Annotated in this window: 30 protein-coding genes and 1 riboswitch; of the genes, 18 read left to right on the forward strand and 12 right to left on the reverse strand. The window is 62.0% G+C overall.

Annotated features, from left to right (window positions below; all coding sequences use genetic code 11):
- Positions 1–114: 114 nt before the first annotated feature.
- On the reverse strand, positions 115–1,083 hold the full coding sequence (locus ACT3UQ_RS14190) for a GNAT family N-acetyltransferase (protein ID WP_444637350.1): 969 nt from the start codon (positions 1,081–1,083) through the stop codon (positions 115–117).
- A 79-nt stretch (positions 1,084–1,162) separates the two neighbouring features.
- Positions 1,163–1,268: riboswitch (TPP riboswitch) on the forward strand.
- On the opposite strand from ACT3UQ_RS14190, the gene thiO reads away from it, so the two are divergent.
- The 7 genes from thiO (at position 1,264) to ACT3UQ_RS14225 (ending at position 7,605) form a co-directional block, all read left to right on the forward strand.
- Positions 1,264–2,382 carry a glycine oxidase ThiO gene (thiO, locus tag ACT3UQ_RS14195; RefSeq protein WP_444635819.1) on the forward strand — a complete coding sequence of 373 codons (1,119 nt, stop codon included), beginning with the start codon at positions 1,264–1,266 and terminating at the stop codon, positions 2,380–2,382. (Overlaps the previous riboswitch by 5 nt.)
- A gap of 12 nt (positions 2,383–2,394) precedes the next feature.
- On the forward strand, positions 2,395–2,640 hold the full coding sequence (thiS, locus tag ACT3UQ_RS14200; RefSeq protein ID WP_105553024.1) for a sulfur carrier protein ThiS: 246 nt from the start codon (positions 2,395–2,397) through the stop codon (positions 2,638–2,640).
- Between the two features lie 2 nt (positions 2,641–2,642).
- A complete protein-coding gene (locus ACT3UQ_RS14205; protein ID WP_444637351.1) occupies positions 2,643–3,446 on the forward strand; it encodes a thiazole synthase in 804 nt (267 codons plus the stop codon).
- On the forward strand, positions 3,446–4,585 hold the full coding sequence (locus tag ACT3UQ_RS14210; RefSeq protein ID WP_444637352.1) for a ThiF family adenylyltransferase: 1,140 nt from the start codon (positions 3,446–3,448) through the stop codon (positions 4,583–4,585). The genes ACT3UQ_RS14205 and ACT3UQ_RS14210 overlap by 1 nt, the downstream gene beginning before the upstream one ends.
- A gap of 22 nt (positions 4,586–4,607) precedes the next feature.
- Positions 4,608–5,144, forward strand: coding sequence for a GNAT family N-acetyltransferase (locus ACT3UQ_RS14215; protein WP_444637353.1), 537 nt, complete (start codon positions 4,608–4,610; stop codon positions 5,142–5,144).
- 141 nt (positions 5,145–5,285) lie between these two features.
- Positions 5,286–7,196 carry a translational GTPase TypA gene (gene typA, locus ACT3UQ_RS14220; RefSeq protein WP_096284523.1) on the forward strand — a complete coding sequence of 637 codons (1,911 nt, stop codon included), beginning with the start codon at positions 5,286–5,288 and terminating at the stop codon, positions 7,194–7,196.
- On the forward strand, positions 7,177–7,605 hold the full coding sequence (locus ACT3UQ_RS14225; protein WP_096284526.1) for a hypothetical protein: 429 nt from the start codon (positions 7,177–7,179) through the stop codon (positions 7,603–7,605). The genes typA and ACT3UQ_RS14225 overlap by 20 nt, the downstream gene beginning before the upstream one ends.
- 46 nt (positions 7,606–7,651) lie before the next feature.
- Here ACT3UQ_RS14225 and ACT3UQ_RS14230 read toward each other — a convergent pair whose 3' ends face one another.
- Together ACT3UQ_RS14230 and ACT3UQ_RS14235 are read right to left on the reverse strand one after the other, a co-directional pair.
- Entirely contained in the window at positions 7,652–8,149 is a 498-nt protein-coding gene (locus ACT3UQ_RS14230; protein WP_444637355.1) for a helix-turn-helix domain-containing protein, read from the reverse strand.
- A 158-nt stretch (positions 8,150–8,307) separates the two neighbouring features.
- Positions 8,308–8,556: a putative acetyltransferase gene (locus ACT3UQ_RS14235; protein ID WP_444637357.1), complete on the reverse strand. Its 249-nt coding sequence runs from the start codon at positions 8,554–8,556 to the stop codon at positions 8,308–8,310.
- A gap of 217 nt (positions 8,557–8,773) precedes the next feature.
- On the opposite strand from ACT3UQ_RS14235, the gene fdxA reads away from it, so the two are divergent.
- From fdxA to ACT3UQ_RS14255, 4 genes are all read left to right on the forward strand, one after another.
- On the forward strand, positions 8,774–9,097 hold the full coding sequence (gene fdxA / locus ACT3UQ_RS14240) for a ferredoxin (protein WP_096284532.1): 324 nt from the start codon (positions 8,774–8,776) through the stop codon (positions 9,095–9,097).
- Between the two features lie 12 nt (positions 9,098–9,109).
- Positions 9,110–10,225: a succinyldiaminopimelate transaminase gene (dapC, locus tag ACT3UQ_RS14245; protein ID WP_096284534.1), complete on the forward strand. Its 1,116-nt coding sequence runs from the start codon at positions 9,110–9,112 to the stop codon at positions 10,223–10,225.
- Between the two features lie 98 nt (positions 10,226–10,323).
- Complete coding sequence (locus tag ACT3UQ_RS14250) at positions 10,324–11,604, forward strand: citrate synthase (protein ID WP_096284536.1); 1,281 nt, start codon at positions 10,324–10,326, stop codon at positions 11,602–11,604.
- 198 nt (positions 11,605–11,802) lie between these two features.
- Positions 11,803–12,351 (forward strand): hypothetical protein, encoded by a 549-nt coding sequence (locus ACT3UQ_RS14255; RefSeq protein ID WP_096284538.1) that lies wholly within the window; start codon positions 11,803–11,805, stop codon positions 12,349–12,351.
- A 68-nt stretch (positions 12,352–12,419) separates the two neighbouring features.
- Here ACT3UQ_RS14255 and dapD read toward each other — a convergent pair whose 3' ends face one another.
- Positions 12,420–13,376, reverse strand: coding sequence for a 2,3,4,5-tetrahydropyridine-2,6-dicarboxylate N-succinyltransferase (gene dapD / locus ACT3UQ_RS14260; RefSeq protein ID WP_096284540.1), 957 nt, complete (start codon positions 13,374–13,376; stop codon positions 12,420–12,422).
- Between the two features lie 74 nt (positions 13,377–13,450).
- Between dapD and dapE the strand changes: the two genes are divergently transcribed.
- Positions 13,451–14,545: a succinyl-diaminopimelate desuccinylase gene (gene dapE / locus ACT3UQ_RS14265; protein WP_444637359.1), complete on the forward strand. Its 1,095-nt coding sequence runs from the start codon at positions 13,451–13,453 to the stop codon at positions 14,543–14,545.
- A gap of 82 nt (positions 14,546–14,627) precedes the next feature.
- Here dapE and ACT3UQ_RS14270 read toward each other — a convergent pair whose 3' ends face one another.
- From ACT3UQ_RS14270 to ACT3UQ_RS14285, 4 genes are all read right to left on the reverse strand, one after another.
- Positions 14,628–15,548, reverse strand: a complete 921-nt coding sequence (locus ACT3UQ_RS14270; RefSeq protein ID WP_096284544.1) for an amino acid ABC transporter permease — start codon at positions 15,546–15,548, stop codon at positions 14,628–14,630.
- On the reverse strand, positions 15,545–16,222 hold the full coding sequence (locus tag ACT3UQ_RS14275; protein ID WP_096284546.1) for an amino acid ABC transporter permease: 678 nt from the start codon (positions 16,220–16,222) through the stop codon (positions 15,545–15,547). Before ACT3UQ_RS14275 ends, ACT3UQ_RS14270 begins: the two co-directional genes overlap by 4 nt.
- Positions 16,223–16,360: 138 nt before the next feature.
- Complete coding sequence (locus tag ACT3UQ_RS14280; protein WP_096284548.1) at positions 16,361–17,188, reverse strand: glutamate ABC transporter substrate-binding protein; 828 nt, start codon at positions 17,186–17,188, stop codon at positions 16,361–16,363.
- 33 nt (positions 17,189–17,221) lie between these two features.
- Positions 17,222–17,953: an amino acid ABC transporter ATP-binding protein gene (locus tag ACT3UQ_RS14285; protein WP_219843920.1), complete on the reverse strand. Its 732-nt coding sequence runs from the start codon at positions 17,951–17,953 to the stop codon at positions 17,222–17,224.
- Positions 17,954–18,130: 177 nt separating this feature from the next.
- On the opposite strand from ACT3UQ_RS14285, the gene ACT3UQ_RS14290 reads away from it, so the two are divergent.
- The 3 genes from ACT3UQ_RS14290 (at position 18,131) to ACT3UQ_RS14300 (ending at position 19,553) form a co-directional block, all read left to right on the forward strand.
- Positions 18,131–18,913 carry an LOG family protein gene (locus ACT3UQ_RS14290; protein WP_105649585.1) on the forward strand — a complete coding sequence of 261 codons (783 nt, stop codon included), beginning with the start codon at positions 18,131–18,133 and terminating at the stop codon, positions 18,911–18,913.
- A 2-nt stretch (positions 18,914–18,915) separates the two neighbouring features.
- Positions 18,916–19,260 carry a DivIVA domain-containing protein gene (locus ACT3UQ_RS14295; protein WP_096284554.1) on the forward strand — a complete coding sequence of 115 codons (345 nt, stop codon included), beginning with the start codon at positions 18,916–18,918 and terminating at the stop codon, positions 19,258–19,260.
- A 125-nt stretch (positions 19,261–19,385) separates the two neighbouring features.
- Complete coding sequence (locus ACT3UQ_RS14300; RefSeq protein ID WP_096284556.1) at positions 19,386–19,553, forward strand: DUF3117 domain-containing protein; 168 nt, start codon at positions 19,386–19,388, stop codon at positions 19,551–19,553.
- A gap of 65 nt (positions 19,554–19,618) precedes the next feature.
- Here ACT3UQ_RS14300 and ACT3UQ_RS14305 read toward each other — a convergent pair whose 3' ends face one another.
- The gene (locus ACT3UQ_RS14305) at positions 19,619–20,278 is read right to left on the reverse strand and encodes an O-methyltransferase (protein WP_096284558.1); all 660 of its coding nucleotides are present in this window, start codon (positions 20,276–20,278) and stop codon (positions 19,619–19,621) included.
- 141 nt (positions 20,279–20,419) lie between these two features.
- Between ACT3UQ_RS14305 and sigE the strand changes: the two genes are divergently transcribed.
- Together sigE and ACT3UQ_RS14315 are read left to right on the forward strand one after the other, a co-directional pair.
- Complete coding sequence (sigE, locus tag ACT3UQ_RS14310; protein ID WP_255248371.1) at positions 20,420–21,043, forward strand: RNA polymerase sigma factor SigE; 624 nt, start codon at positions 20,420–20,422, stop codon at positions 21,041–21,043.
- Positions 21,044–21,110: 67 nt separating this feature from the next.
- The gene (locus ACT3UQ_RS14315; RefSeq protein WP_096284562.1) at positions 21,111–21,503 is read left to right on the forward strand and encodes a sec-independent translocase; all 393 of its coding nucleotides are present in this window, start codon (positions 21,111–21,113) and stop codon (positions 21,501–21,503) included.
- A 5-nt stretch (positions 21,504–21,508) separates the two neighbouring features.
- Here the strand turns inward: ACT3UQ_RS14315 and ACT3UQ_RS14320 are convergent, their stop codons facing one another.
- From ACT3UQ_RS14320 to ACT3UQ_RS14330, 3 genes are read right to left on the reverse strand one after another with little or no spacing between them, the layout of a single operon-like run.
- The gene (locus tag ACT3UQ_RS14320; RefSeq protein ID WP_444637361.1) at positions 21,509–22,612 is read right to left on the reverse strand and encodes an Mrp/NBP35 family ATP-binding protein; all 1,104 of its coding nucleotides are present in this window, start codon (positions 22,610–22,612) and stop codon (positions 21,509–21,511) included.
- On the reverse strand, positions 22,609–23,217 hold the full coding sequence (locus tag ACT3UQ_RS14325) for a DUF1003 domain-containing protein (RefSeq protein WP_096284564.1): 609 nt from the start codon (positions 23,215–23,217) through the stop codon (positions 22,609–22,611). The genes ACT3UQ_RS14320 and ACT3UQ_RS14325 overlap by 4 nt, the downstream gene beginning before the upstream one ends.
- Before the next feature lie 47 nt (positions 23,218–23,264).
- Positions 23,265–24,515 carry a magnesium transporter MgtE N-terminal domain-containing protein gene (locus ACT3UQ_RS14330; protein ID WP_105553014.1) on the reverse strand — a complete coding sequence of 417 codons (1,251 nt, stop codon included), beginning with the start codon at positions 24,513–24,515 and terminating at the stop codon, positions 23,265–23,267.
- 132 nt (positions 24,516–24,647) lie between these two features.
- Between ACT3UQ_RS14330 and ACT3UQ_RS14335 the strand changes: the two genes are divergently transcribed.
- Entirely contained in the window at positions 24,648–25,496 is an 849-nt protein-coding gene (locus ACT3UQ_RS14335; protein WP_181150505.1) for a general stress protein, read from the forward strand.
- Positions 25,497–25,624 lie beyond the last annotated feature (128 nt).

The raw sequence follows: 25,624 nt of genomic DNA on the forward strand, positions 1-25,624 counted from the left end.
TTTTAAATGACCTGGCGAACCGCCGGATGCGGGCCCGCATGTCCAGTGGTGTGAGAGGTGGGGGCTAGACACCCCCACCTACTCGATTCCGTTCCGCTGCGGCCCCGAAGAAAATCAGCCTCCCGCCACCTCGGCGCGAAACTCCAGCGGACTGATCGGCGGGATGGGATCGGTGGGCAACCGCGCATAATTCAACACATCGATCCGCTGGCCATTGATCAGGAACTTGCCGCGCTCGCGTCCTTCGAGAATGAACCCGCAACGCTCGGCGACTAACTTCGACGCCGGATTGTTCACGCGCAAACCCAACTCCAGTCGCTGCAAGCGGTAGCTGGAGAATAACTCCGCCGAGAGGGCGGCCAACGCCCGGCTGCTCAACCCGCGGCCCCGATGCTCCGCGTGCAGCCAATACCAGACCCAGGCGCTCAGGTTCGCCTCATCGATGGTCCCGCACACCAGACCAACGAGCGCAGAATTCTCGACGACGGCCAACGGAACCTGCCGGGCCGGGAATTCGAGCAACATGCGGACATAGGCTTCGGCCTCGGCAAGCGTACTCACCTCGCCTTGCCGGGCCATATCCGGGCTCGAAAGGAAGGCCGCGAGGACTTGCGGTGCATCCGCTAGGCGAAGCGGACGCAAAGATGCCGTCGTTTGCCCAGCGGCGCCGAGCCGCCGGCCGCTGATCTGGGACGACGCGGATTGACCGGTGCCTTGATGAAAGAGCAACTGCCAACCTTGGGCCGAATGAACCCAGAGCGAGGTGCGTTGGCTCAGGTTCTCCGGCTTGGTTCGCCACCGCAGCATCAGCAGCGAATCGCTGAGCCTGCGCACGCGCGGATCATGCACTTCATCCCTAGTCGATTCAACGACTGGTTCATTGCACAGCTGCTCGATAATCTGCGCGCGAGAATAGCACCTGCCCGAGGCACCAACCTCTTCGAAATCTGCGTGGAGCAGCCGCAATAATGCCTGCCGATCCCGGCGGACGGCAGGCAAGAGCAGTTGCCGTTCGCCATCGATGACAACCTGTGCCAGCCGATGATCGGTAGACAAATCCTCCGGACCACTGAATTCGCTCATACCAACGAGTAAAACACAGGCAGAAGCACAGGTTGAAGTCATGAAGTTCGCCAAAGTGAGCTGAGGCATGCTTATAATCCAAGTACTCCGCGGGAGCCCAACAGCGATTGGGCTGAGAGGGCCATGTGCCGACCGCTACACCTGATGCGGGTCATGCCGCCGTAGGAAGGAAATGCCTTCGTGCATATAGTCATTGTCGGCGCCGGAATCATCGGGCTTGCCACGGCATTCGAACTGCGCGCCCGCGGCGCCGAAATCACGCTAGTGGATCCGGCGCCTGGGCTAGGAGCCAGCCACGCCGCGGCGGGAATGCTCGCACCGACCGCCGAAACCACCTGGGGGCAGGGCGCACTTCACCGCCTGATGGCCACTTCGGCCAAGGAATACCCCGCATTCATTGACCGCGTGGAACAATGCACCGGCAGCAGACCAGCGTACGTAGAAAACTCCACGCTGGTCGTCGCCGCCGAAACCGCGGATATGGACGCACTGCTTGCGCTCATGAAGCTGCAAGCCTCGCTGGGATTCAGCGCCGAGCGGCTGCTGGGCAGCGCGGCACGCAAACTCGAGCCGGCGCTTGCCACCGGCATCGCCGGCGCCATCCGCTGCGCCGAAGACCAGCAGCTGGACCCACGGTCCCTGCTGCGCATCCTGATCGATGAGCTTGACCGGTCGATCGTGCGCGAAACGGCGGTGCGGCTGCTGCGCCAGGGATCACGGACCAGTGGAGTGCTTACCTCAACTGGCCAAGAAATCCATGGCGATCAGGTACTGCTTGCCAACGGGTTGGGCGCGCTAGCAGGTGCGCCGGCTCTGCCATTGCGCCCGGTCTACGGAGACATCCTCAGGCTCCAAGGTCCGGCGGGCGCGCCGCTGATCAAGCACACCGTGCGCGGAATCGTGCATCGGCAGCCGGTCTACCTGGTGCCACGCACCGATGGGAGCCTCGTGCTGGGCGCGTCGAGCCGCGAGGACGGCCAAGAGCAGGTGAACGTGGGAGAAATGCACGCCCTGCTGGACAATGCGCGCAGGCTCGTGCCGGGCATCGTCGACACCACCTTGAACGAGGCGATCGTGCGGGCCAGGCCGGCGACACCCGATGATCGGCCGCTGCTCGGACGCGTAGATGAGGGACTGGTGGTTTCCACCGGTTATTCGCGCCACGGGGTGCTGCTTACCCCGCTCGGCGCACGGCTGGGGACCGAGCTGCTGCTCGGGAACCCGGCAGATGCACAACAGCTGACCAGCGTTTCACTCGATAGGTTTGGCGCGCAACTCGCCAACAGCACACCATTCTAGGAGCCAGAGAAGATGCAACAGATCGAATTTATCCTCAACACCGAGGCGGCCACCGTGCCGGCGGGAAGCACCGTGCGCGAGCTGCTCGCGGCGCACTTGGGAAAGAACATCGGAACGGACGGGAGGGCCAGCGACGGGTCGCGTTTAGGCGTTGCCGTAGCGGTGGACTCGGCAGTTGTCCCGCGCAGTGGCTGGAATGACTTCGAGCTGAAGCCCGGCCACCGGGTTGAACTCGTCACCGCGGCTCAGGGAGGCTGAAGATGGAAGAGCTAACTCTTGAAACCGATGGCTTCGAGGTCGCCGGGGAACGCTTCGACTCCCGGCTGATTCTCGGCACCGGCGGGGCGACCTCGATGCATACCCTCGAGCAGGCCCTGCATGTTTCGGGCACCGCGCTGACCACCGTCGCCATTCGCCATTTCGCCGCGGCCGGTTCCGGATCGGTGTACGAGCTGCTGGCGCGCAACGGGGTGCGCCCGCTGCCCAATACCGCCGGATGCTTCACCGCGCGAGATGCGGTGCTCACCGCCCAGCTGGCGCGCGAAGCGTTGGAAACCGACTGGATCAAGCTCGAAGTGATCGCCGATGAGCATACGCTGCTGCCGGATCCGATCGAATTGTTCACCGCGGCCGAAGAACTCGTCGCCGACGGCTTTAAGGTCTTCGCCTATACCAACGATGATCCGGCCCTGGCCATGCGGCTCGAACAGCTAGGCGTGGCAGCGGTCATGCCGGCCGGATCCCCGATCGGCTCCGGAATGGGGATCCTGAATCCGCACAACATCTCAACGATTACCGCGCGCGCCGGGGTACCGGTGATCCTCGACGCCGGGGTGGGGACCGCCTCGGATGCGGCCAAGGCGATGGAGCTCGGCTGCGATGCGGTGCTGCTCGCCAGCGCGGTGACCCGAGCGCAAAACGCGCCCTTGATGGCCGCCGCGATGCGCGACGCGGTCCGGGCCGGGCGCGCGGCGTTCCTTGCCGGGCGTATTCCGCAACGCGATCTCGCGCTGGCCTCATCTCCGACAGCGGGAATGATGCAAAGACTCGTCGGGGAATTCTGATGGCTACCGAGCCGATGCCGCCGCGCAGCCGTGCACAACTCGCCCGGTACACCCGCCACCTGTCCCTGCCCGGGGTGGGTGTGGAAGGCCAAGAGCGTATCGCGAACGCGAAGGTACTGATCGTGGGCGCTGGGGGATTGGGCAGCCCTATCGCCAGCTACCTGATCGCGGCCGGCGTCGGAGAGCTGAGCGTGATCGATCCGGACACCGTTGAACTCTCGAATCTGCAACGCCAGACCGTGCACCGTGAAACGGACCAGGGCCAGCTTAAGGTTGAATCGGTGCGGCGCCTGGCGGAAGAACTGAACAGCGAAGTTTCTGTGCGGCTCTACGCACAGCGACTGGATCCTGGCAACGCGTTGGAACTTTTTGCCGAACACGATGTGGTGATTGACGGCAGCGACAATTTCGCCACCCGGTACCTGTCAAACGATGCCGCGGAGTTGACCCAGACGCCGCTGGTCTGGGGCACCATCTTCCAATTCTCCGGTCAGGTCTCGGTGTTCGACCCCCGAGTGGGCCCAATGCTCAGGGATATTTTTCCCGACCTCCCGGAAGCGGATTCGGTCCCTTCCTGTGCCGAGGGAGGAGTCTTCGGGGCCCTTTGCGGAGTCATCGGTTCGCTGATGGCCACCGAGGCGCTGAAGCTGATCACCGGCGTCGGAGAACCTTTGAGCGGAAAGCTCTGGCTCTACGACGCGTTGGAGGCAAGCGTTCGCATCTTGACGTTTGCACGAGATCCGGAGCGTGCTCCGGTCACCGGGCTCGGTGAATATACCGTGGCTTCCTGTGCGGTTGCAGGCTCCGCCCAGGAGCTGAACGCAAATGAATTTGAACTGCTTCGGGACGCCCGGGAAGTCCTGGTGGTAGATGTTCGCCAGGGGTGGGAACGCGAGCTTGCGGTCATTCCCGGCAGTGTCCACTTCCCGCTGGAAAGACTTGCCAACGAAGGCTGGCGGGAGCTTCAGAGCTTCCCTGCAACCGAGCTGGTTTTCGTGTGCAAAACCGGTGTTCGCTCGCTGCGCGCCGCCACGGAATTGAACCAGTCGCTGCCCGAAGGCAGCGCCCGGGTGCGGAGTTTGCGCGGGGGAACGCTTGGGTGGCTTGCGGAAATCCGCGATGAAATAGTGACTTACTAGCCGGTGCTGACATACTGAGGTTATGCAGCGTTCCACGAAACTAGTGATCAGAGAGCTTGTTCCGGATGATGAAAGGCAGGCTATCGCCGCTCATCACGACTTGCTGGACGATGACTTTGATTTTCTTCCGACGTGGTCCGCACGCCAAAACTGGGAGGCGTACATCGAGCGCATGGCCGAGGGGCGCAGCGGCGAGTTCGTCCCCGAGGGATGGGTGCGCAGCGGACTGTTCGTTGCCGACCTGGACGGACAACTCGTTGGCCGTGTTTCGGTGAGGTACGAACTCAACGATTTTCTCAGCGAAGTCGGCGGACACCTGGGCTATGGTGTTGTCCCGAAATTCCGCGGACAGGGAATCGCCACCCAACTGTGCAGATTCGCCCTCGCCGAGTTGGGATCCCACGGTGTCGACTCGGCTTTGGTAACCTGTGATAAGCAGAACGCCGCCTCGCGCGCAACGATTATCGCGTGCGGCGGCCAAATAGATCAAAACCGTCCCTCGGTTGAAGAAAACGGCGGAAATACGAAGCTCCGCTATTGGATTTCAACACGCGGCTAGATCCCGTTAATCAAGTAATTTCTGTATGTTGCGCCACAGATAAACAACGCAATTGCCTCGAGCGCGTAAAATAGTATGTTGGGTCGCCTGTGGCCCCGCCTCCGAGACCCTAAATTCTCTACACGAAGTGAGCCTTCCCGTATGTCAGATACAACTCTCATCCGTCGCGACGACCTGCGCAACGTAGCAATCGTTGCTCACGTTGACCACGGCAAGACCACCTTGGTCAACGCAATGCTCCAGCAGACTGGTGCATTCGACAGCCACGGTGAAACCGAAGATCGCGTGATGGACTCCGGCGAGTTGGAACGCGAGAAGGGCATCACCATTCTTGCTAAGAACACCACGGTGTTCTACAGCGGTCCGGCCGCCGAGGGCAAGAACATGACCATGAACATCATCGACACCCCGGGTCACGCTGACTTCGGTGGCGAGGTCGAGCGCGGCCTTTCCATGGTCGATGGCGTGGTTCTGCTGGTTGACGCTTCCGAAGGTCCACTGCCACAGACCCGTTTCGTGCTTCGCAAGGCCTTGAGCGCCAACCTTCCGGTGATCATCGTCGTGAACAAGACCGACCGCCCGGACTCGCGCATCGAAGGCGTCATCTCCGACTCCATGGATCTGCTGCTGGGTCTGGCCTCGGACTTGGCCGATGAAGCTCCAGATCTGGATCTGGACGCGATCTTGAACGTTCCTGTCGTCTTCGCTTCGGGCAAGGCCGGCTACGCGTCGAAGAACCAGCCAGAAGACGGCACCCTGCCAGACAATGAGGACCTCGAGCCATTGTTCGAGACCATCATCAAGCACGTGCCGGCCCCGACCTACAACGAGGGCGAAGTTCTCCAGGCGCACGTCACCAACCTTGACGCCTCGCCGTTCCTTGGCCGTCTTGCCTTGCTGCGTATCTTCAACGGCACCCTGCGCAAGGGCCAGGTCGTTGCCTGGGCCCGCCAGGATGGCACCATGAAGCAGGTCAAGATCACCGAGCTGCTGGCCACCAAGGGCCTGGCCCGCGTTCCGGCCGAAGAAGCCGGTCCGGGCGAGATCGTTGCAGTCGCCGGTATCGAGGACATCATGATCGGTGAAACCCTCACCGACCTTGAGAACCCAAAGCCATTGCCGCTGATCACCGTTGATCCACCGGCCATCTCGATGACCATCGGTATCAACACCTCGCCGCTGGCCGGCAAGGTGAAGGGCGCCAAGGTGACCGCGCGCCAGGTCAAGGACCGCCTGGACAAGGAACTGATCGGTAACGTTTCGTTGAGCGTACTGCCAACCGAGCGTCCGGATGCTTGGGAAGTTCAGGGCCGTGGCGAATTGGCACTGGCAATCCTCGTCGAGCAGATGCGCCGCGAAGGCTTCGAACTGACCGTTGGCAAGCCACAGGTTGTCACCAAGATGATCGACGGCAAGGTCAACGAGCCAATGGAACACATGACCATTGACGTGCCAGAGGAGTACCTCGGCGCAATCACCCAGCTGATGGCTTCGCGCAAGGGCCGGATGACCAACATGGCCAACCACGGCACCGGCTGGGTCCGCATGGAATTCATGGTTCCTGCCCGTGGCCTGATCGGCTTCCGTACGCGCTTCATGACCGAAACCCGCGGCGCCGGCATTGCCGCCTCGTTGGCTGAAGGCTACGAGCCATGGGCCGGTCCAATCGAGTACCGCATCAACGGTTCGATCGTGGCTGACCGCGCTGGCGTGGTCACTCCGTTCGCGATGATCAACCTGCAGGAACGCATGAACTTCTTCGTGCGTCCAACCGAAGAGGTCTACGAGGGCATGATCGTTGGCGAGAACTCGCGCGCCGATGACATGGACGTGAACATCACCAAGGAAAAGAAGCTCACCAACATGCGTGCGGCTTCCTCGGACTCCTTCGAGAACCTGACCCCACCGCGTAACCTGACTCTCGAAGAGTCGCTGGAATTCGCTCGCGAAGACGAGTGCGTTGAGGTGACCCCGGAAGCGATCCGCATCCGCAAGGTGCTGCTGAACGCAAACGACCGTGCCAAGGCAACGCGTGCACGAGCAAAGAGCTAACCAGCCGCTCACCGTCGGCGGCAACCCGGGCGCGCTGCTGCGTGGCCTGGTTGCCGCCGTGGTTGCAGGTTTACTCGGTACGGCAATCCACGCTTCGCTGAGCTACGCGGGCGATATCCCGCTGGTCTGGGGAGTGCTGCTGGCTTGGCTGCTGCTGGGGCTGCTCGTTTACTGGTCGGTGATTGCCTCGGGCAAGCTCTGGGCCGGAGCGGTAGGATTCATCGGCTGCTACCTGGTCGTCGGCTCGATTTCCTATTTCGGAAACGACACGCTGATCTTGCCGCTGCAGTACCTTCAGTACCTGCCAGGTCCGACCATCGCGTCCCTGTTGTGGATGTATGGAATGATCGTGCCCGCCGTGATCGCGTTAACCGCTGCACTGCGAGTGCTTCGCAAACGCCAGCGTTAAGCCAAAAAATCCCCAGCCAATGGCTGGGGATTTTTTTGCGCAAAAACTACTTATTGCCGGTTACATCGAGGTGGTGGGCCAGGAACAACGAGGTGGCAACGCCGTCAACCTCCGGTTCGCGCATCGCATAGTCTTCGATAACCGCGCGAATGCGGCCCATCATTTCCTTCTGCGTAGTCTCGGATAATTTCAACCCCACGCGGATGACCTGAATTTCCTCGGGCTCCAGCCCGTTGATTTCCTGCAAGAACGTGTCCACAAGCAGGGGAGCGGCATCGGGGATGCGGGTACCCCACGATTGGCGGGTGCTGCGATAGGGGACTTCCTTCGCCCCACGGTTTCCCCGGCGAGGTTCCTCTGCGCTGAGAAAACCGCTGCTCACCAGCGTGCGTACGTGATGCAACGAGGTAGCCGGGTTCAACTCGAGAATGTCAGCTATTTCCTTGTTGGTGCGAGGCTCATGCAGGCATAGGCGCAGAATTCTAAGCCTCAACGGCGAGCTCAATGCTCGAGCGCGGGCTTGGACGTGTTCGTCGGACGGCATATGGCCAGCATACGCGAAATTGGCCCAGTGATTGGTATCTTCAAATCACATGTCGCGAAACCAGCGGTCTGCGGGCGGCGGCGCAACCGCGCAAGGAGTTCCGCGGGGCTCCGTGGAACCTCTGCGGGCCTGTCAACGCGTTGGCTCGCGCGGAGGGGTTACTTCAGGGTTGGCGGACGAGATCGGCGTACCGGTGGCGGCGGAACGCGTTTGGCGTGGGTGATATTTTCACGCTCCACCTCGACCGGGCCGCGCCGAGTGCTGATGCGGATCTTGTCCGCATTCACCTCGATGACCTCCCCAAGTACGTCGCTGCTGGCGCGGTTGCCTGTGGTGACAGATGACTCGGTAAGTCGGTAGCGGACCACAATGCGGTCACCGGGAGTAAGATCTTCAAATTTGAGCATATTTTCCGTCATGTAATTGTAAGAAGAATTCACTTTCGCAGTCGCGCAACGAAATGTGAATGGTCGATTACGTCACAGGATGAGTGTGCGAGATCCCTTGCATGGGTATCAGGACTAGACTGTAGCTAGAGCTTACTTGCGGATTCAACGAGCAGTCGTTAAATCCGTGAAACCGAAGTGAAATCTTAAAATTGCGCTAAGAAAGGTCTCAACACCCGTGACTTACATCATCGCCCAGCCGTGCGTCGACGTTAAAGACAAGGCGTGTGTCGAAGAGTGCCCGGTAGATTGCATTTACGAAGGCGAACGCTCGCTGTACATTCATCCCGATGAGTGCGTCGACTGTGGTGCTTGTGAACCGGTGTGCCCCGTCGAGGCCATCTACTACGAGGACGATGTTCCGGACGAGTGGGCCGACTATTACAAGGCCAATGTCGAGTTTTTCGACGAACTTGGTTCACCCGGTGGCGCCGCTAAGATTGGAAACACAGGAAATGATCACTCGTTGATCAGCGTCCTGCCTCTGCAAAACCAAGGCTAGGTTCCCCCTTTTATGCTTGAGCTCCCCGATTACCCCTGGAACCAGCTCGCACCCTACCGCGAGTTGGCTGCCGAACATCCAGGTGGTGTTGTCGATCTTTCCATCGGCACACCTGTCGATGACACACCACAGGTAATCCAGCAGGCTCTGGCAGAAGCCGCAAATTCCCATGGATACCCGACCACCCACGGAACGCCCGCGGTGCGTCAGGCAATCGTCGACTGGTATGCCCGACGGCGCAACGTCACCGGGCTCGGTATTGACGATGTCATGCCCACTGTTGGTTCCAAAGAGCTGGTGGCCTGGCTCCCGCTCTTGCTCGGCATGGGTGCCGAGGACATCTTGGTGCGTCCGAAGATTGCTTACCCCACTTACGATATCGGTGCTCGCTTGGTTGGAGCCACGGCCATCGCCGCGGACGATTTGAGCGAACTGACCGAGGCGGAACGCGCTCGCGTGAAGCTGGTCTGGGTCAATTCTCCCGGTAACCCCACCGGCAAGGTCCGCGACGTGGAATCGCTGCGCCAATTGGTCGCCGAGGCGCGCGAACTCGGTGCGGTCGTGGCCTCCGACGAATGCTACGCCGAGCTTGGCTGGGATGAGTTCGACGGTCAGGTGCCCAGTGTTCTGGACCCGCGGGTCAACGGTGGAAACCTGGATAATTTACTCTCGCTGTACTCCCTGTCCAAGCAATCGAACCTCGCCGGGTACCGGGCCGCATTCGTTGCCGGTGCCCCGAATTTGATGCCCGCGTTGGTCAACAGCCGCAAACATGCCGGCATGATCGTCCCTGGTCCCATTCAGCACGCAATGGTCATCGCCTTGGGTGATGACGCGCATGTGGCCGCGCAGCGTGAACTGTATCGGGCGCGCCGCGAAGCGTTGCGCCCAGCTCTTGAAAACTTCGGGTTGACCATCGAGGATTCGGTGGCCGGACTTTACCTCTGGTGCACCGAGGGCCGCTCCAGCTGGCAGACGCTGCAGCGCCTGGCGGAGCTTGGAATCGTCGCCGGCCCAGGTGCCTTTTACGGAACTGCCGGGCAGTCGCACGTACGTGTGGCGCTGACCGGTTCCGACGAACGGATCGCCACGGCCGTTGAGCGGTTGAATTCATCCGCCGCCCGGTGAAGATGACAGTCTAATTAGCATGAACGGGTCAGTTAGCGGTATGTTCTACCGTGACGACTGACCTTTCGGAACTAAAGCCTTTCCGGTTAGGAGATGCAATGACAGATACTAAATCTGCACAGCTACATTTTGGTGAATCCAGCCTAGAGCTACCGGTTATCCCGGCTGCCGAGGGCAATGATGGTTTTAACGTAGCGCCACTATTGAAGACCACCGGGAACGTAACCTACGATCCCGGCTTCATGAATACCGCGGCCACTAAGTCCGCGATCACCTACATCGACGGCGACGCAGGCATCCTGCGCTACCGCGGTTACCCAATCGAGCAGCTGGCACAGCACTCGAGCTTCACCGAGGTCAGCTACCTGCTGATCAACGGCGAACTGCCTTCGGCGACCGAGCTGGAAACCTTCGATGGTTCCCTGCGCCGCCACACCCTGCTGCACGAAGAGCTCAAGGGCTTCTTCGGCGGCTTCCCCCGCGATGCACACCCCATGCCGGTGCTGTCCTCGGCCGTTTCGGCCCTGTCGACCTGGTACCAGGATTCGCTGGATCCAACCGATGACGTGCAGGTCGAGCGTTCGACCCTGCGCCTGCTGGCAAAGCTGCCGGTACTTGCCGCCTATGCGCACAAGAAGTCCATCGGCCAGGCACTGCTGTACCCGGATAACTCGATGAACATGGTCGAGAACTTCCTGCGCCTGTGCTTCGGCACCGCCGCCGAGCCCTACGAGCTGGACCCAGATGTGGTCAAGGCCCTCGACCTGCTGCTGATCCTGCACGCAGACCACGAGCAGAACTGCTCGACCTCCACCGTGCGCCTGGTCGGCTCCTCGGATGCGAACATGTTCGCCTCGGTCTCCGCAGGCATCCATGCCCTGTCGGGCCCAGCACATGGTGGCGCCAACGAGGCAGTGCTCAAGATGCTGCGCGAGATCCAGTCTTCGGGCATAACTCCTGAGGCCTTCATGGAGAAGGTGAAGAACAAGGAAGACGGTGTACGCCTGATGGGCTTCGGCCACCGCGTGTACAAGAACTACGATCCACGTGCACGCATCATCAAGCAGACCGCACACGATCTGCTGGCCAAGCAGGGCAATAACCAGCTGCTTGACATCGCGATGAAGCTGGAAGAAACGGCGCTGAACGATGAATACTTCATCTCACGCAAGCTCTACCCGAACGTGGACTTCTACACCGGCCTGATCTACACCGCGATGGGCTTCCCGGAGAAGATGTTCACCGTGCTCTTCGCCATCGGCCGCCTGCCGGGCTGGATCGCCCAGTGGCGCGAACTGATCAAGGACCCAGAGACCAAGATCGGCCGTCCACGCCAGTTGTACATGGGTGAGACCGAGCGCAACTACCCGGGCGTCTAAGCCGCGGATAGACGATTGAGTCTTGGCGAAACGGCCGGGCAAGCACGAAAGTGTTTGCCCGGCCGTTCCCTGTTTTAACGCGGAATTTCGGCGTATCCTAGGGTTCTAGGGCGCAATGATGCGTGGAAAAGTCAGGTGGTGCGCGTGTATTTTCGTCGTGGCAATAATTGGACTTTGGCCATAAATACAAATCCGAGCATGGTGTTGGCACTTTACCTACGCGAGTTGGGCGGGCTGGACCCGACCGAGGTGGGACCGAACTCCGGACTTGCGCCTGGCATCAAGGCACGCGGCAATCGGCAGGTGGCGGCCGGGCAAATCAAGCAGGAATGGTCCTCCTGGTGGGATTCGCTCATTTCCCGGGATCCAACAAGCGATGCCGAAGGCACCGTGGATCTGCTGGCGGACCTAGGCGCCGGCTGCTATCCAGAACTAGCGAAGCTGGCCAGCGCGCACTACGGGCAGGCCACCTTGTATGCTCAGCAGCACCGTGCGAAATTCAGCGAGCAGTCCAAAGACTATATTCCGCAGCGCATGGACGAGGTCGAACGGATTCTCATCGACCACGGGGTAGAACATGCCCAAGAGGTGGAAGAAATGCAGATTCAGGTCATCGACGTGCCGCTCACCGAGCCGCGGGCCTGGCTGATCGGCGGCGCGACGATCGTCGCGAGCACCTCGTTGTTGCGTGACGGGCGGGCCTTTCACGGTTACATCCAACCCATGGTGACCATCATCTTCCCCTGAGTGCTGTACGCAAAGAGGTCGAGGGACGCACCAGCCGGTGCGTCCCTCGACCTTTTGCGTTGGGAGAACTAGTTGGCGTGCAGCGCGCTGTTCAGCTCGACCTGCTGTCCGGCGCGGGCCAGTGCCTCCACGGCGCCGCTGACCGAATTGCGGCGGAAGAGCAGGTTCGGGACACCGGAGAGCTCCAGGGCCTTGACCGACTTCGCACCGAGCTGCACCCGGGTGCCAGCGGTAACGTAAAGTCCTGCTTCGACCACGCAGTCATCTCCGATGGAGATGCCCACCCCCGCGTTGGCTCCCAGCAGGACGCGCTCGCCAATGGTGATGCGTTCCTTGCCGCCGCCGGAGAGCGTGCCCATGATCGAGGCGCCGCCGCCGACATCGGAGCCGTCACCGACAACCACGGAGGCCGAGATGCGCCCTTCGACCATCGAAGCGCCCAGGGTGCCGGCATTGAAGTTCACGAAGCCCTCGTGCATCACCGTGGTTCCTTCGGCCAGGTGCGCGCCGAGGCGGACACGGTCCGCATCGGCGATCCGCACGCCGGTGGGCAACACGTAGTCGACCATGCGCGGGAACTTATCGACGCCGAAGACATCGACGTTGCCGCGGGCGCGCAGTTTCAGTCGGGTCATTTCGAATCCCGCCACCTGGCAAGGGCCGAAGTTGGTCCACACCACGTTGGCCAGGTGTCCGAACACGCCGTCGAGGTTGATCGAGTTCGGGGTGACCAGGCGGTGCGAAAGCAGGTGCAGGCGCAGCCACACATCGGCGGTGTCGGCAGGCGCCACATCGAGGTCGATGGTCAGCGAAATGACCTTCTGCGTGGTGCCACGCTGGGCGTCGTCGAGTGCGGCGGCGGAAAGTTCGCCGGAAAGTTCTGGAGCCTCGGCGAGCACACCGAGAACGGGGGCCGGGTACCAGACGTCAAGTACGGTGCCATCGGTCGCGATGGTGGCCAAACCATGACCGGAGGCCAAACGTACTGAGGAGTCAAAAGAAGTTGCTGCAGGTTCAAAAGTCATTCTCTGATCGTAGCGTTTGCACTGCGAGTAATGTTGATAAATGACAGCGGTATGAACTCAAAAAGTGTAGAACGATGGGTATTGTGAACGAATTAGACCTTCGAGAAGACGTCGCCAGCCTGACCGAACGGATCATGAATATCGAATCCGTCTCCGGAAACGAAAAGGCGTTGGCAGATGCGGTCCATCAAGCGTTGTTGGCGCTGGAGCACCTGGAGGTGCACCGGGACGGGGACTCCATCGTGGCGCGCACTCGGCTCGGTCGCGAGCGACGGGTGGTGCTGGCCGGTCACCTGGATACGGTGCCGTTGCCGCATACCCAAGGAGCGCGCGGCACGGTGCCGGCCACGGTGGTCGACGGGGTGCTCTACGGCCGCGGGGCGACGGATATGAAAGGCGGGGTCGCGGTCCAGCTGGCTCTTGCCGCCGAACTGACCGATCCACGCTATGACGTCACCTACATCTTCTACGACCACGAAGAGGTCGCCGCGGCGAAATCCGGATTGGGACGTCTGGCCCGGAATGCGCCAGAGCTGCTGACCGCCGACTTTGCGATTCTGCTTGAACCGACCAACGGCACGGTGGAGGGCGGCTGCAATGGCACAAGCCGTTTCCTGGTGCGAACCACCGGCACCGCGGCGCATTCGGCTCGCGCCTGGATGGGGGAGAACGCCATCCACAAGGCCGCCCCGATCCTGGCGCGCTTGGCAGCCTACGAGCCGCAGACCCTCGATGTCGAAGGCCTGGCCTACCGGGAATCGATGAACGCGGTACGGATCTCCGGTGGCATCGCCGGGAACGTGATTCCGGATTATTGCGAGGTGGAGGTCAACTACCGCTTCGCCCCGGATAAGGACCTGGCCCAGGCCGAAGCGGCCGTGCGCTCGCTGTTCGAGGGATTTGAGGTCGAACGCACCGATGGTGCCGAAGGCGCCCGCCCGGGCCTGGACCAAGCCATTGCGGCCTCGCTGGTCGAGATCCTCGGGCAGGAGCCCAAGCCGAAATACGGTTGGACCGATGTGTCGCGTTTTTCTGCGCTGGGAATCTCGGCGGTGAACTTTGGCCCGGGCGACGCCTTGCTGGCCCACACCGATGACGAGCATGTCACGCAGCAGGCCATCCGCGATTGCCGCAACACCCTGCGTGCCTGGTTGAGCGAAACCAAATAGTAACCGGACCCTTGGACTCGGGGGTTAAAACAGCAGTTGCCTCCCCAAAAGGAGAGGCAACTGCTGGCGAGGAGCAATCCGACTAGCTCCGAGGATTCGGTTCGTCCTCGGCGTTCGGAGTTGGTTCCACCGGCAATACCGAGGGAGCTCCGACGACTGCAGCCTGCGGGGCCTGGCCGCCGGTCTTGTCCTTCTTCTCCCTGCTGCCCAGACGGCGCGAGACGATCTCGGCAATCTTGCCCAGGGTGAAGTTGATCAGGATGAAGATCGCCGCGGCAACGATCAGTGCCTGCAGCACGTTGCCGTTGGGAGACGAGTAGGTGCGTGCGAAGAACAGCAGCTCGTTGAAGCTGATGATGTAGCCCAGCGCCGAGTCCTTCAAGATGACGATGAACTGCCCGATCAGGGCCGGCAGCATGGCCACCAACGCCTGGGGGATTTCAATGAACCGCAATGACTGCCCGCGGGTCAGGCCGATCGCAATGCCTGCCTCGCGTTGCCCCTTGGGCAGGTTATGCACGCCGGAGCGCACCAGCTCGGCGACCACCGAACCGTTGTAGAACACCAGTGCGGCGACCACAGCCCACAGCGCGGTATCTCCTGGCAGTTGCAGGGAACGGGAGAAGAACACGTTGAAGAACACGATCATCAGCAGCACCGGCACGGCGCGGAAGAATTCCACGACAACGGTGCTGAACCCGTTGATGAGCTTGTTCTGCGAAAGCCGTCCGACGCCGAAGATCAGGCCGAAGATCACCGAGCCGACGATGCCCAGCACGGCGGCCTTGAGCGTGTTCAGCAGACCCGGCAGCAGATAGTTGGCCCAGGTGCTGCCTTCGATGAAGTCATCCCATTGGGAAGGCTGCATCTGGTCCTTGTTGGCCAGCCCGAAGATGATCCAAGCCAGGAGTCCGGCCGCAATCAGCGCGCCGACGACGTTGATGGCCAGGATGTTTCGCCGGGCCTTAGGACCCGGGGTGTCAAAGAGAATCGAGGCGCTCATCGTGCCACCGCCAGTTTCTTGGAGAGCCAGGTTGTTAGCAGACCCACCGGGATCACGATGATCACAAAGCCGACGGCGAAGGTCAGGAAGATCGGGATCACGATGTCCGCGCGGAATTCGATCATGGTCTTCATGGTCGAGGAGGCCTCGGTTGCCACCGAGCCGACGGCTGCTACGGTCGAGTTCTTAATCAGCGCGATCAAGGTGTTGCCCAACGGGACGATTGCGCCGCGGAAGGCCTGCGGCAAGATGACCTCGCGGGCCGCAGGCAAGAAGCTCAGCCCGATGGCGCGAGCGGCCTCGGCCTGCCCCAGCGGCACGGTGTTCACGCCCGAGCGGATGGCCTCGCAGACGAATGCTGCGTGGTAGAGGGCAAGTCCCATGACCGCCAAGCGGAAGAAGTTCCCCTGGAAATCTCCACCCAGGTTGAAGCCCAATTGCCCGTAGAGCGCCAGCACTCCGAAGAGGATGATGATCGTCAGCGGAGTGTTCCTGATGAGGTTCACATAGCTGGCGCCTATCGCACGGAAGCTGGCGACCGGTGAAATGCGAAGGAGCGCAAGTACCGTGCCTAGGAGCAGGGCGCCCAGAGCGGCCCAGAAAGTTAGTTGGATGTTGACCCAGAATGCTCCGGGTACGTCGTATTCAGTGAATATCGATAGATAGTTGTCCACTGCAAGCCTCTATCTCGATGGCCGCACCTGCGGCCAAGCGGCTATGGGTGTGGTGCCCGCTGCACGGGGCACCACGAAACATGAAGGTGTGCAAAGGGGCCAAGGGCAATGCGCTTGGCCCCTTTGCTACGGATGCTGCTAAGCGCAGGTATCCGAGAGTTCCGGTGGGTTGGTTTCCGAGTTCGGCGTGTAGCCGGTGCCCTCGGTGTTTGCCGTCAAGGCTTCTTCCCAGGCGCCGGATTCGATCATCTTGGTGATCGCCGCGTTGATGTCGCCGCACTTGTCGGTTCCGTCGGGAAGGCCCACTCCGTAGTTTTCCTCGGAGAACGGTGCACCGGCAACCTTGAACTTGCCCTGGTAGGCAGGCTGGGCCGCCAAACCGGCGAGGATGATGTCATCGGTGGTCACCGCGTCGATGGTGCCGCCGCCCATCTGGGTCACGCATTCTGCGTAGCCCGGAAGCTCCTGCAGGTTGGTGTTCTCGGCGTAGTTGTCCTTCACCTTCTGGGCCGAGGTGGAACCGGTGACCGAGCACAGGTTCTTGCCGTTGAGGTCTTCGGGGCTGGCGATATCCGAATCCGTGGCCACCAGCAGATCCTGGCCTGCAACGAAGTATGGTCCGGCGAAGTCGACAACCTTATTGCGTTCCTCGGTGATCGAGTAGGTTGCGAAGATCATGTCGACCTGGTCATTCTGGAGCATGGTTTCGCGGTTCGCCGAAGGGGCCGAAACCCATTCGATGTTCTCCTCGGCGTAGCCCAGCTCGTTGGCAACGTACTTGGCAACATCTACGTCGAATCCGGTGTAGTTGTTGCCGTCTTTGAAGCCGAGGCCCGGCTGGTCGAACTTGATGCCGATGCGGATGCTCTCGGCATCGCCTTCGCCGCTCCCTCCGCCACATGAAGTGAGGGCCAAAGCCGCCACGGCTGCCATTGCAGCGACAGCGCCTAAACGATTCTTACGCATGATTCCTCCTGAATACAGAATGCGGTGATGGAATTAGTGGTTGGTAATGAGCTTGCCCAGGAAGTCCTTGGCACGGTCGCTCTGCGGGTTGGTGAAGAACTCGTGCGGAGTGGCCTGCTCGACGATCTGCCCGTCGGCCATGAAAATCACTCGGTCGGCGGCCTTGCGGGCGAAGCCCATCTCGTGGGTCACCACCAGCATGGTCATGCCTTCCTTGGCCAACCCGACCATGGTGTCTAGCACCTCATTGATCATTTCCGGGTCCAGCGCACTGGTCGGCTCGTCAAACAGCATGACCTTCGGCCTCATGGCCAGCGCACGGGCAATTGCCACGCGCTGCTGCTGGCCGCCCGAGAGCTGAGCTGGCAATTTGCCGGCCTGGTTGGCGACGCCTACGCGCTCCAAGAGCTGCATGGCGAGCTTGTCCGCCGCGGCCTTCTTCAGCCCCTTGACCTTGATCGGGCCGAGAGTCACGTTCTCCAGAATGGATTTGTGCGCGAAGAGGTTGAAGGACTGGAAAACCATTCCCACATCGGCGCGAAGCGTCGCCAGCGCCTTGCCCTCCTCGGGCAGGATCTTGCCATCGATGCTGATTTTGCCGTCGTCAATCGTCTCCAGACGATTAATGGCGCGGCAGAGCGTCGACTTGCCCGAACCGGAAGGTCCGAGAATGACTACAACCTCACCCTTGGTGACCTGAAGATTGATGTCGTTCAGTACATGGAGTGCCCCATAATGCTTGTTGACCCCAGTCAATTCAACGATGGGGCCGTCAGAAGAAGCTTGAGCTTGCTGATCGCTTTTCATAATCTAGACATTACTTCATGTGACGCACATAATGCGAGGCTACGAATGCGTCACAAAAAGTTGTTATCAAACTGTTCCGTAATCGTGCATCGGGCAATGCGCTGGATGCTGGGTGGTTACCGATAGAGTGAGGTCATGGTCCATAAGCGTAAAAGCGAAGAAAATGCGCATGCAGGGCGCAAGGTCCACGTTGAAGCGAGCTGGCCGAACAAAGAGCCAGCCGAGCAACTTGACCGCTATCTGCTGGAGAGTCCGCAGGAAGACGTCACGCATAGCGATGTGTGGCGCGTGCTGCGCATCCAATCGGAATTCGTCTCTGGATTCGGTTCGTTGGCAGGGCTGGGACCAGCGGTGTCGGTTTTCGGTTCGGCGCGCACCGATCCGGACAGCCTGTACTACAAGCAGGCTTATCGCATCGGGCAACGGCTAGCCCAGTCCGGGGTAATCACCATCACCGGTGGCGGCCCGGGCGCGATGGAGGCTGCCAACAAGGGTGCCAGCGATGCGGAAGGCTCCTCGGTGGGGCTGGGGATCGAACTGCCCTTCGAAACCGGGCTGAATTCCTGGGTGAACCGCGGCATCAACTTCCGCTATTTCTTCGTGCGCAAAACCATGTTCGTCAAGTACTCGCAGGGATTCATCGTGCTGCCTGGGGGTTTTGGCACCTTGGACGAGCTTTTCGAGGCACTGACCTTGGTGCAGACGCAGAAGATCACCGGATTCCCCATTGTCTTGGTTGGCACCGAATATTGGGGTGGGCTGGTGGACTGGCTGACGGATGTGGTTGCCAAGGAACGCGCCATTTCACCAAAGGACCTGGATCTCTTCCACCTCACCGACGATCCCGACGAAGCCGTGGACATCGTGTTGCGTAATATGGTGGAGGACCTGGAAAAGAAGCAATCGAGCCGGAGCTAGCCATGCCATTTTTTCTCATAGCACTGGCAATCCTGGCCGTGGGCGGCGTGGCGTTGCTGATTTCAAGCCAACGGAAATCGGTTCCGGCAGGCCGGCATTTCGAATCCACGAGCGAGCCAATTGTGGGGCTCGTGGAGCATGAAGCGTCGTTGCCGCCGGTGTTGTTGCCGGAGCATCCGCGCGCCAACGATATTGACTCCGTGAAGTTCTCGCTGGGGCTGCGCGGCTACCGCTGCGATCAAGTAGACGACACCCTTGATGTGCTGGCTGCCGAGATCACCCGACTGGAAAATACAATTCGTGACATGGAGTCCCGGCGTGTGATTAGCGACACGACGCAAAATTAGCAATAATAGAAGATAAGTGTCCCTTATCAGCGACGAATCATCGCAGAAGGTGGACTTAGACATTGGGTTGTGCGCAAGGCAAAAAATGTTGCGCGCGTTAGCCACGGACGAAGGGAACAGCTCATATGGCTGCGATGAAGCCACGTACCGGTGACGGGCCGATGGAAGTCACCAAAGAGGGTCGAAGCCTGATTTTGAGACTGCCAATCGACGGCGGAGGTCGTCTGGTGGTGGAGCTGAACAGTGCGGAAGCAACTGAACTGCGTAACTGTCTAGTTGGGGTCACCGAATAATTCTTTAGCAAACCGAGGGCCGGCAAGATGCCGGCCCTCGGTTTTTCTACCCGCCGAACGCCCCGCTAGCGCGCTTTAGGTGCGGGCAGCACCGTGGCCACGAACAATCCCTGCTCGCTGGGGAAGAGGTGGGTCTGCAGCTTCGGGTCCTCGCGCAGCAGGCGCAGGGCATCGCGGGTGGCGACGGTGGAGGCGCGGCGTACCGCGGGACGCGCGAGGCGGTGTTCATCGAATGCGTTATTCAGCACGATCACTCCGCCCGGACCCACCAGGCGCTTGGCCTCGGCCACGTAGTCCAGCAGCAGTTCCGCGCTGGCATCGATGAGCACCAGGTCATAGGCGTGGTCGGCCAAGCGGGAGAGCACGCTTTCGGCGCGCTCGTTGATGATGCGCACGCGCGCCGAGAGGATTCCGGCTTCGCGCAGGCCCTGGCGCATGGCGTTGGCATGCTCCAGATCCGATTCGATGGCCGTCAGCGTCCCCGTGGCGCCCATGGCTTCGAGCATCGCCATGGAGGCGACACCTACTCCGGAGCCGATCTCGACGATGCTGTGCGGGGCGCGCAGGGTGCAGAGCAAGGCGAGCATCGAGCGCCCGGCCGGATCGATGCATCGAACACCAAGATCCGCGGCCCGCTCGCGTGCGGCAAGCACATGATCGCGCTCGGGCAGCTGGTTTTGGCTGAAGCCCCAGCTGGCGAGGAGTTCTGGATTCATCGAAGGCATGAGTGTGAGGTCCTTGGGGTTGTCTGTCGGGTGGTCCGGAGACCATCGTACCTACCGAGTTGGGCCGATCTTGGACGAACTGCTGGCAGGTGCGCAGGCGATTCTTAGCTTCAGCTCAGCTTTCCGGGTCACAATTGAAGAGTGAACACTGCAAGTAGCCAGCTAATTGCCCCCGTGGACGGCCCCGAAACCGAGACCCCCTCATGGGACTCCATGGTGCACGACCATGGCGAACGGGTCTTCCGTTTGGCGTACCGTCTGACCGGTAACCGCCAGGATGCCGAGGACCTGTCGCAGGAAGCCTTCGTGCGGGCGTTCAACGCGTTGGAGAAGTACACGCCCGGCACCATGGGCGGATGGCTGCACCGCATCACCACCAACCTGTTCCTCGACCAGGCGCGGCGCAAGTCCAAAATCCGTTTTGACCGTTTTGCCGAGGGCGCCGAGGACCGCTTCCCGAGCAACGCGGTCACCCCCGAGCGGGACTTCGAATTCAACAATCTGGACGTCGATGTGGCCAAGGCGCTCAAGGCGCTCGCCCCCGACTTCAGGGCGGCGATCGTCTTGTGCGATATGGAGGGTTTCTCCTATGAGGAAGTCTCGCAGATCCTGAATGTGAAGCTGGGCACCGTGCGGTCGCGCATCCACCGTGGGCGCGCCATGCTGCGCGACGCGTTGGCGCACCGCAACCCGGCCAACCGCGCCCCGTTGACCGTGAGCCTGCCGCGCATCCCGTTGGGGCTGCGCACCGCCAAGCAGGGCTGACGCATAAGCCATCCGCCGTGGCGCGGTGACTTCGACCATTCGAAGCCGACAAGGTAATCTTTCATACGTGGAGTTAATTGGAATCAATGGCGGAGAATTCATTATTCTCGCCATCCTCGCAGTGGTGATCTTGGGTCCCGAGAAGCTTCCGGAGTACGCCAAAAAACTGGCTAACCTGGTCAAGGAACTACGCCGCATGGCCAATGGCGCCAAGGAGCAGCTGCGTGAAGAGGTCGGCGACGAGGTCGCAGACATGGACTGGCGCAAGCTGGACCCGCGGCAGTACGATCCGCGGCGGATCATCAAGGAAGCGCTCGTCGATGAATTCGACGAGGCGGTGAACGCGGCCAAGGCGCCGCCGCACCCCGCGCAGGCCCCGGTGCGAACGGCCGTTGAGACCGCCAAGCAGCAACCGCTGGCGGCCGACGAGCTGGCCCCCTTTGACACGGAAGCCACCTAGAACCTCTAGAAGGACATTGGCAGCGATCGCCCGGCAAGCCCGCGCGGCCGCTGCCCTAATTTCTGCGCCAGCTGGCGCAGGGAACCGGCCACCGGCGACTCCGGGGTGCCCAGCACCACCGGGACCCCTCGATCCGAGCCCACTCGCACCGCCTCTTCCAGCGGCAGCTGGGCGAGCAGCTCCACCGGATATCCGAGCTGTTCGCTGAGCGATTCGCTCAGCCGCTGCCCGCCGCCGGTTCCGAAGATCTCCATCTTGCCGCCGTCGGGCAGGCTCAGGTAGCTCATATTCTCCACCACGCCGATCACCTGCTGCTTGGTTTGCAAGGCAATGGTTCCGGCGCGTTCGGCCACCGCGGTCGCGGTGGCCTGCGGGGTGGTGATCACCAGCAGTTCGCTATTGGGCAGCAGCTGCGAAACCGAGATCGCCATATCCCCGGTGCCCGGGGGCAGGTCCAGCAGCAGCACGTCCAGGTCCCCGAAGTACACGTCGGTCAAGAACTGTTCCAGCGCGCGGTGCAGCATCGGCCCGCGCCAGATCACCGGCTGGTTCGAGTCCAGGAACATGCCGATGGAAATGACCTTCACCCCATGGGCTACCGGGGGCAGGATCATCTCGTCCACGCGGGTCGGTTTCCCGGTGATGCCCATCAGCGCCGGGATCGAGAAGCCGTGCACGTCGGCATCGATCAGCCCGACCTTCAACCCGTCCGCGGCCATGGCGGCCGCCAGATTCGCGGTGATCGAGGACTTGCCCACCCCGCCCTTGCCGCTGGCCACCGCGATCACCCGGGTCAGCGAATCCGGGTCGGAGAATACCGTGCGCTTGGCTTGCAGCTTCGCGCGCAGCTCGGCGCGCTGGACCGGATCCATCACATCCAGCACGACGTTCACCGCCGCCACCTCGGGCAGCGCGCCCACCGCCTTGGCCACGTCGGCCTCGATGGTCGAACGCATCGGGCAGCCGGCGATGGTCAGCAGGATGCGCACCTTCGCGGTGCCCGCGACCAGTTCCGCGGAGCCCACCATGCCCAGTTCGGTGATGGGGCGGCGCAGCTCCGGGTCGATTACGGATTCAAGGGCGCGGTGCAGGGCCGCGGATTGGGTCACTTTGGGTTTGCCTTCCGATGCTGGGAGCGGTTGGAGTCAACCGTGTCAATTAATCCGGTGGACGGATTGCTGTGCTTGTTCTTGCGCTTGGCGCGCAGATGCAGGTCTTCGCCGTCGGTGGTTTCGAGCAGTTCTTCGAGCACATTGCGCAGTTCGGAACGCACATAGTCGCGGGTGGCGACATCGCGCATGGCCAGGCGCAGGGAGGCGAGCTCCCGGGTGAGGTATTCGGTGTCGTAGAGGTTGCGCTCGGCGCGGTTGCGGTCCTCGGTGAGCGAGACGCGGTCGCGGTCATCCTGGCGGTTCTGCGCGAGCAGCAGCAGCGGGGCCGCATAGGAGGCCTGCAAGGAGAGCATCAGGGTCAGCGCGGTGAAGCCGATGGCCGCGTCATCGAAGCGCCAGGCGGCCGGGGCGACGGTATTCCAGACGAGCCAGAAGGCGCAGAAGATCGTCATGTAGAACAGGAACTGCGGGGTGCCCATGAAGCGGGCGAATTTCTCCGTCGCCGAACCGAAAAGGTCCGGATCGGGGGAGAACTTCGGCCAGAACCGGCTGCGTGCCGAAAGGGGAGTATCCAGCCCGTTGCTCTTGCGCTGTTCGGCCATCCGGTGAACTCCTTTGCTGCTGATCGAGAATGCTGAAGCTTGCCGGCCTAATCCGCCGAGCGCCAGTCATCGGGAAGAATGTGGTCCAGGACGTCGTCGACGGTGATGGCGCCGACGAGCCGCCCCTCGTTGTTGACCACGCCCACCGAGGTGAGGTTATAGGTGGCCAGATGGCGGACCACGTCGGTGATGCTCGACAGGTCCGACATCGGTTCAAGTTCCTTGTCAAGAATATCGCCCAAGGGCTCCGGGGGAGCGGCGCGCAACAGCGCCTGGATGTGAACTTGGCCCAGGTAGCGGCCAGTGGGGGTCTCCAGCGGCGGGCGCACCACATAGACCGTGGAGGCCAGCGCCGGGCTGATCTCTTCGAAGCGGACCGAAGCCAGCGCCTCGGCCACCGTGGATTCCGGGGTGAGGATCACCGGCACCGGGGTCATCACCGAACCGGCGGTGCCTTCGGGATAGGCCAGCAGGCGGCGGACGTCCTCGGCCTCCTCCTCGTTCATCAGCTCCAGCAGCTGGTGCTTGGTCTCCTCTTCCACCTCGGCGAGCAGGTCGGCCGCGTCGTCCGGGTCCATCTCCTCGAGCACATCCGCGGCGCGCTCCAGGCTGAGCGCGGAGAGGATTTCGACCTGTTCGCGGTCCGGCAGCTCCTGCAAGACGTCGGCCAGCCGGTCATCTTGCAGATGCGCGGCGACTTCCAGCCGGCGTTTGCCGGTCATCTCATGCAGCGCGTCGGCGAAGTCGGCGGCCTTCATCTCATCGTGGGTGGCCACGAAATTATCCGCGGACTGCGGTTCGCTCTGCGCCCCCTGGCGGATCTCCGCCCAGGAGACCAGCACCTTGTTGCGGCGGCGGGTGCGCAGGCCCAGCAGCGTGCTGGTCGTCTCCAGGCGCTGGACGAAGTACTCGTTGATCTCCCAGTCCCCGCGCCGGGTCTGGGTCAGGCCCACGTCCTCGATCAAACCGCGCCCGGAGGCATCGAGGAAGGTGACCGTGCGGTCGAACATTTCGGCGACGACGAGCATTTCCTGCCCGCGCTGCTGGAAGCGGCGCATGTTGACCAGTCCGGAGCAGATGACCTGGGTGGATTCCATCGACTGGATCCGGGTCATCGGCACGAAGACGCGGCGTTTACCCGGAACTTCGACGACCACGCCGACACAGGCCGGGGCCCGCTGCGGGCCGCGCGAAACGACGACGACGTCGCGTAGCCGGCCCAGGCGATCGCCCAAGGGGTCGAAGACGTCCAGCCCGAGGAGCCGGGCGACAAAGATTTTAGAAACGTGTGCGCTCACCGTTCTAGCCTAGCGTGCAAAGGGGCCGTTGGCGGTGTGCTGGGCCACGAAGCGGCACAGGATTCTTTCACCCTCAGCGATAGTGGGTGTACAACTGGGCGCACTCACAGTATTAGCGTGCACAATATAGGTATGACCTCGCCGCATGGAGTAAATTCAATCAGCCCCAACGGTTTGCCCCGTGGCGAACTGCTTGGGCGCTACACCAGCTATCTGGATGCCCAGAAACTGGTCGACTATCTTGCAGATAACAACTTCCCGGTCTCCGCCGTGAGCATCGTGGGCAACGACGTACGCACCGTGGAACGGGTGACCGCGAAGCTTTCCTACCCGAAGGTGGCGCTGTCCGGCGCGGCGCAGGGCGGCATGATGGGCCTCTTCGTGGGCCTGCTGCTCTCGCTCTTCGGCGGTAGCGGAACCGGCCTGTACCAGATCCTCTCGGCCATCGGCCTGGGCATGGCGATCTGGATGATCGCCGGAGTCGTTTCCTACTCGATGCGCCGGGGCAAGCGCGACTTCGCCTCCTCGAGCAAGTTCGTGGCGACCAGCTTCGACGTGGTCGTGGACTTCGAGCATTCGCAGACCGCCCGGCAGCTGGCCGCCCAGCTGCCGATGCGTCCGCAGCCGGCACCGGGCACCGTGCCGGCAGCGCAGCCGGTACAGCCGCCCGCCGCCCCGGTGGCGCAGCCGCCGGCAGCCCCCGCTGCGACGCAGGCTCCGGCAGCTCCGGCAACGGAAGCAGCGCCCGCACCGACCAGCCAATTCGGCGACCTGCCAGATGGCCGCCCGCGCTACGGTGTGCGCGTGGACGAGCCAAAGCCCGCGGCGCCGGCGCAGCCCGAGGCGCAGGATGTGGCGCAGGCCGAGCCGACGGTGAAGCAGGATGCGGTGCAGCCGCCCTCCGGCGAAGCCGCCCCGGAGACGGCCGGCCAGCCACAGGCCGAAGCCAAGGAATCCGACAAAGAGACCAAGCAGCAGTAACCAAGCGCAGCAAACCCGCCACGATGTCTTCCGCACCGAGCGGAGCAGCGTGGCGGGTTTTTGCTTGCCCGCTGGTCCGCGGCAGGCAGCCAGCGACGCAAAAAACCAGGGGCAGCCGGGCTTCCGAG

The sequence above is a fragment of the Glutamicibacter sp. AOP12-B1-11 genome (assembly GCF_052379245.1).
Lineage (GTDB): Bacteria > Actinomycetota > Actinomycetes > Actinomycetales > Micrococcaceae > Glutamicibacter.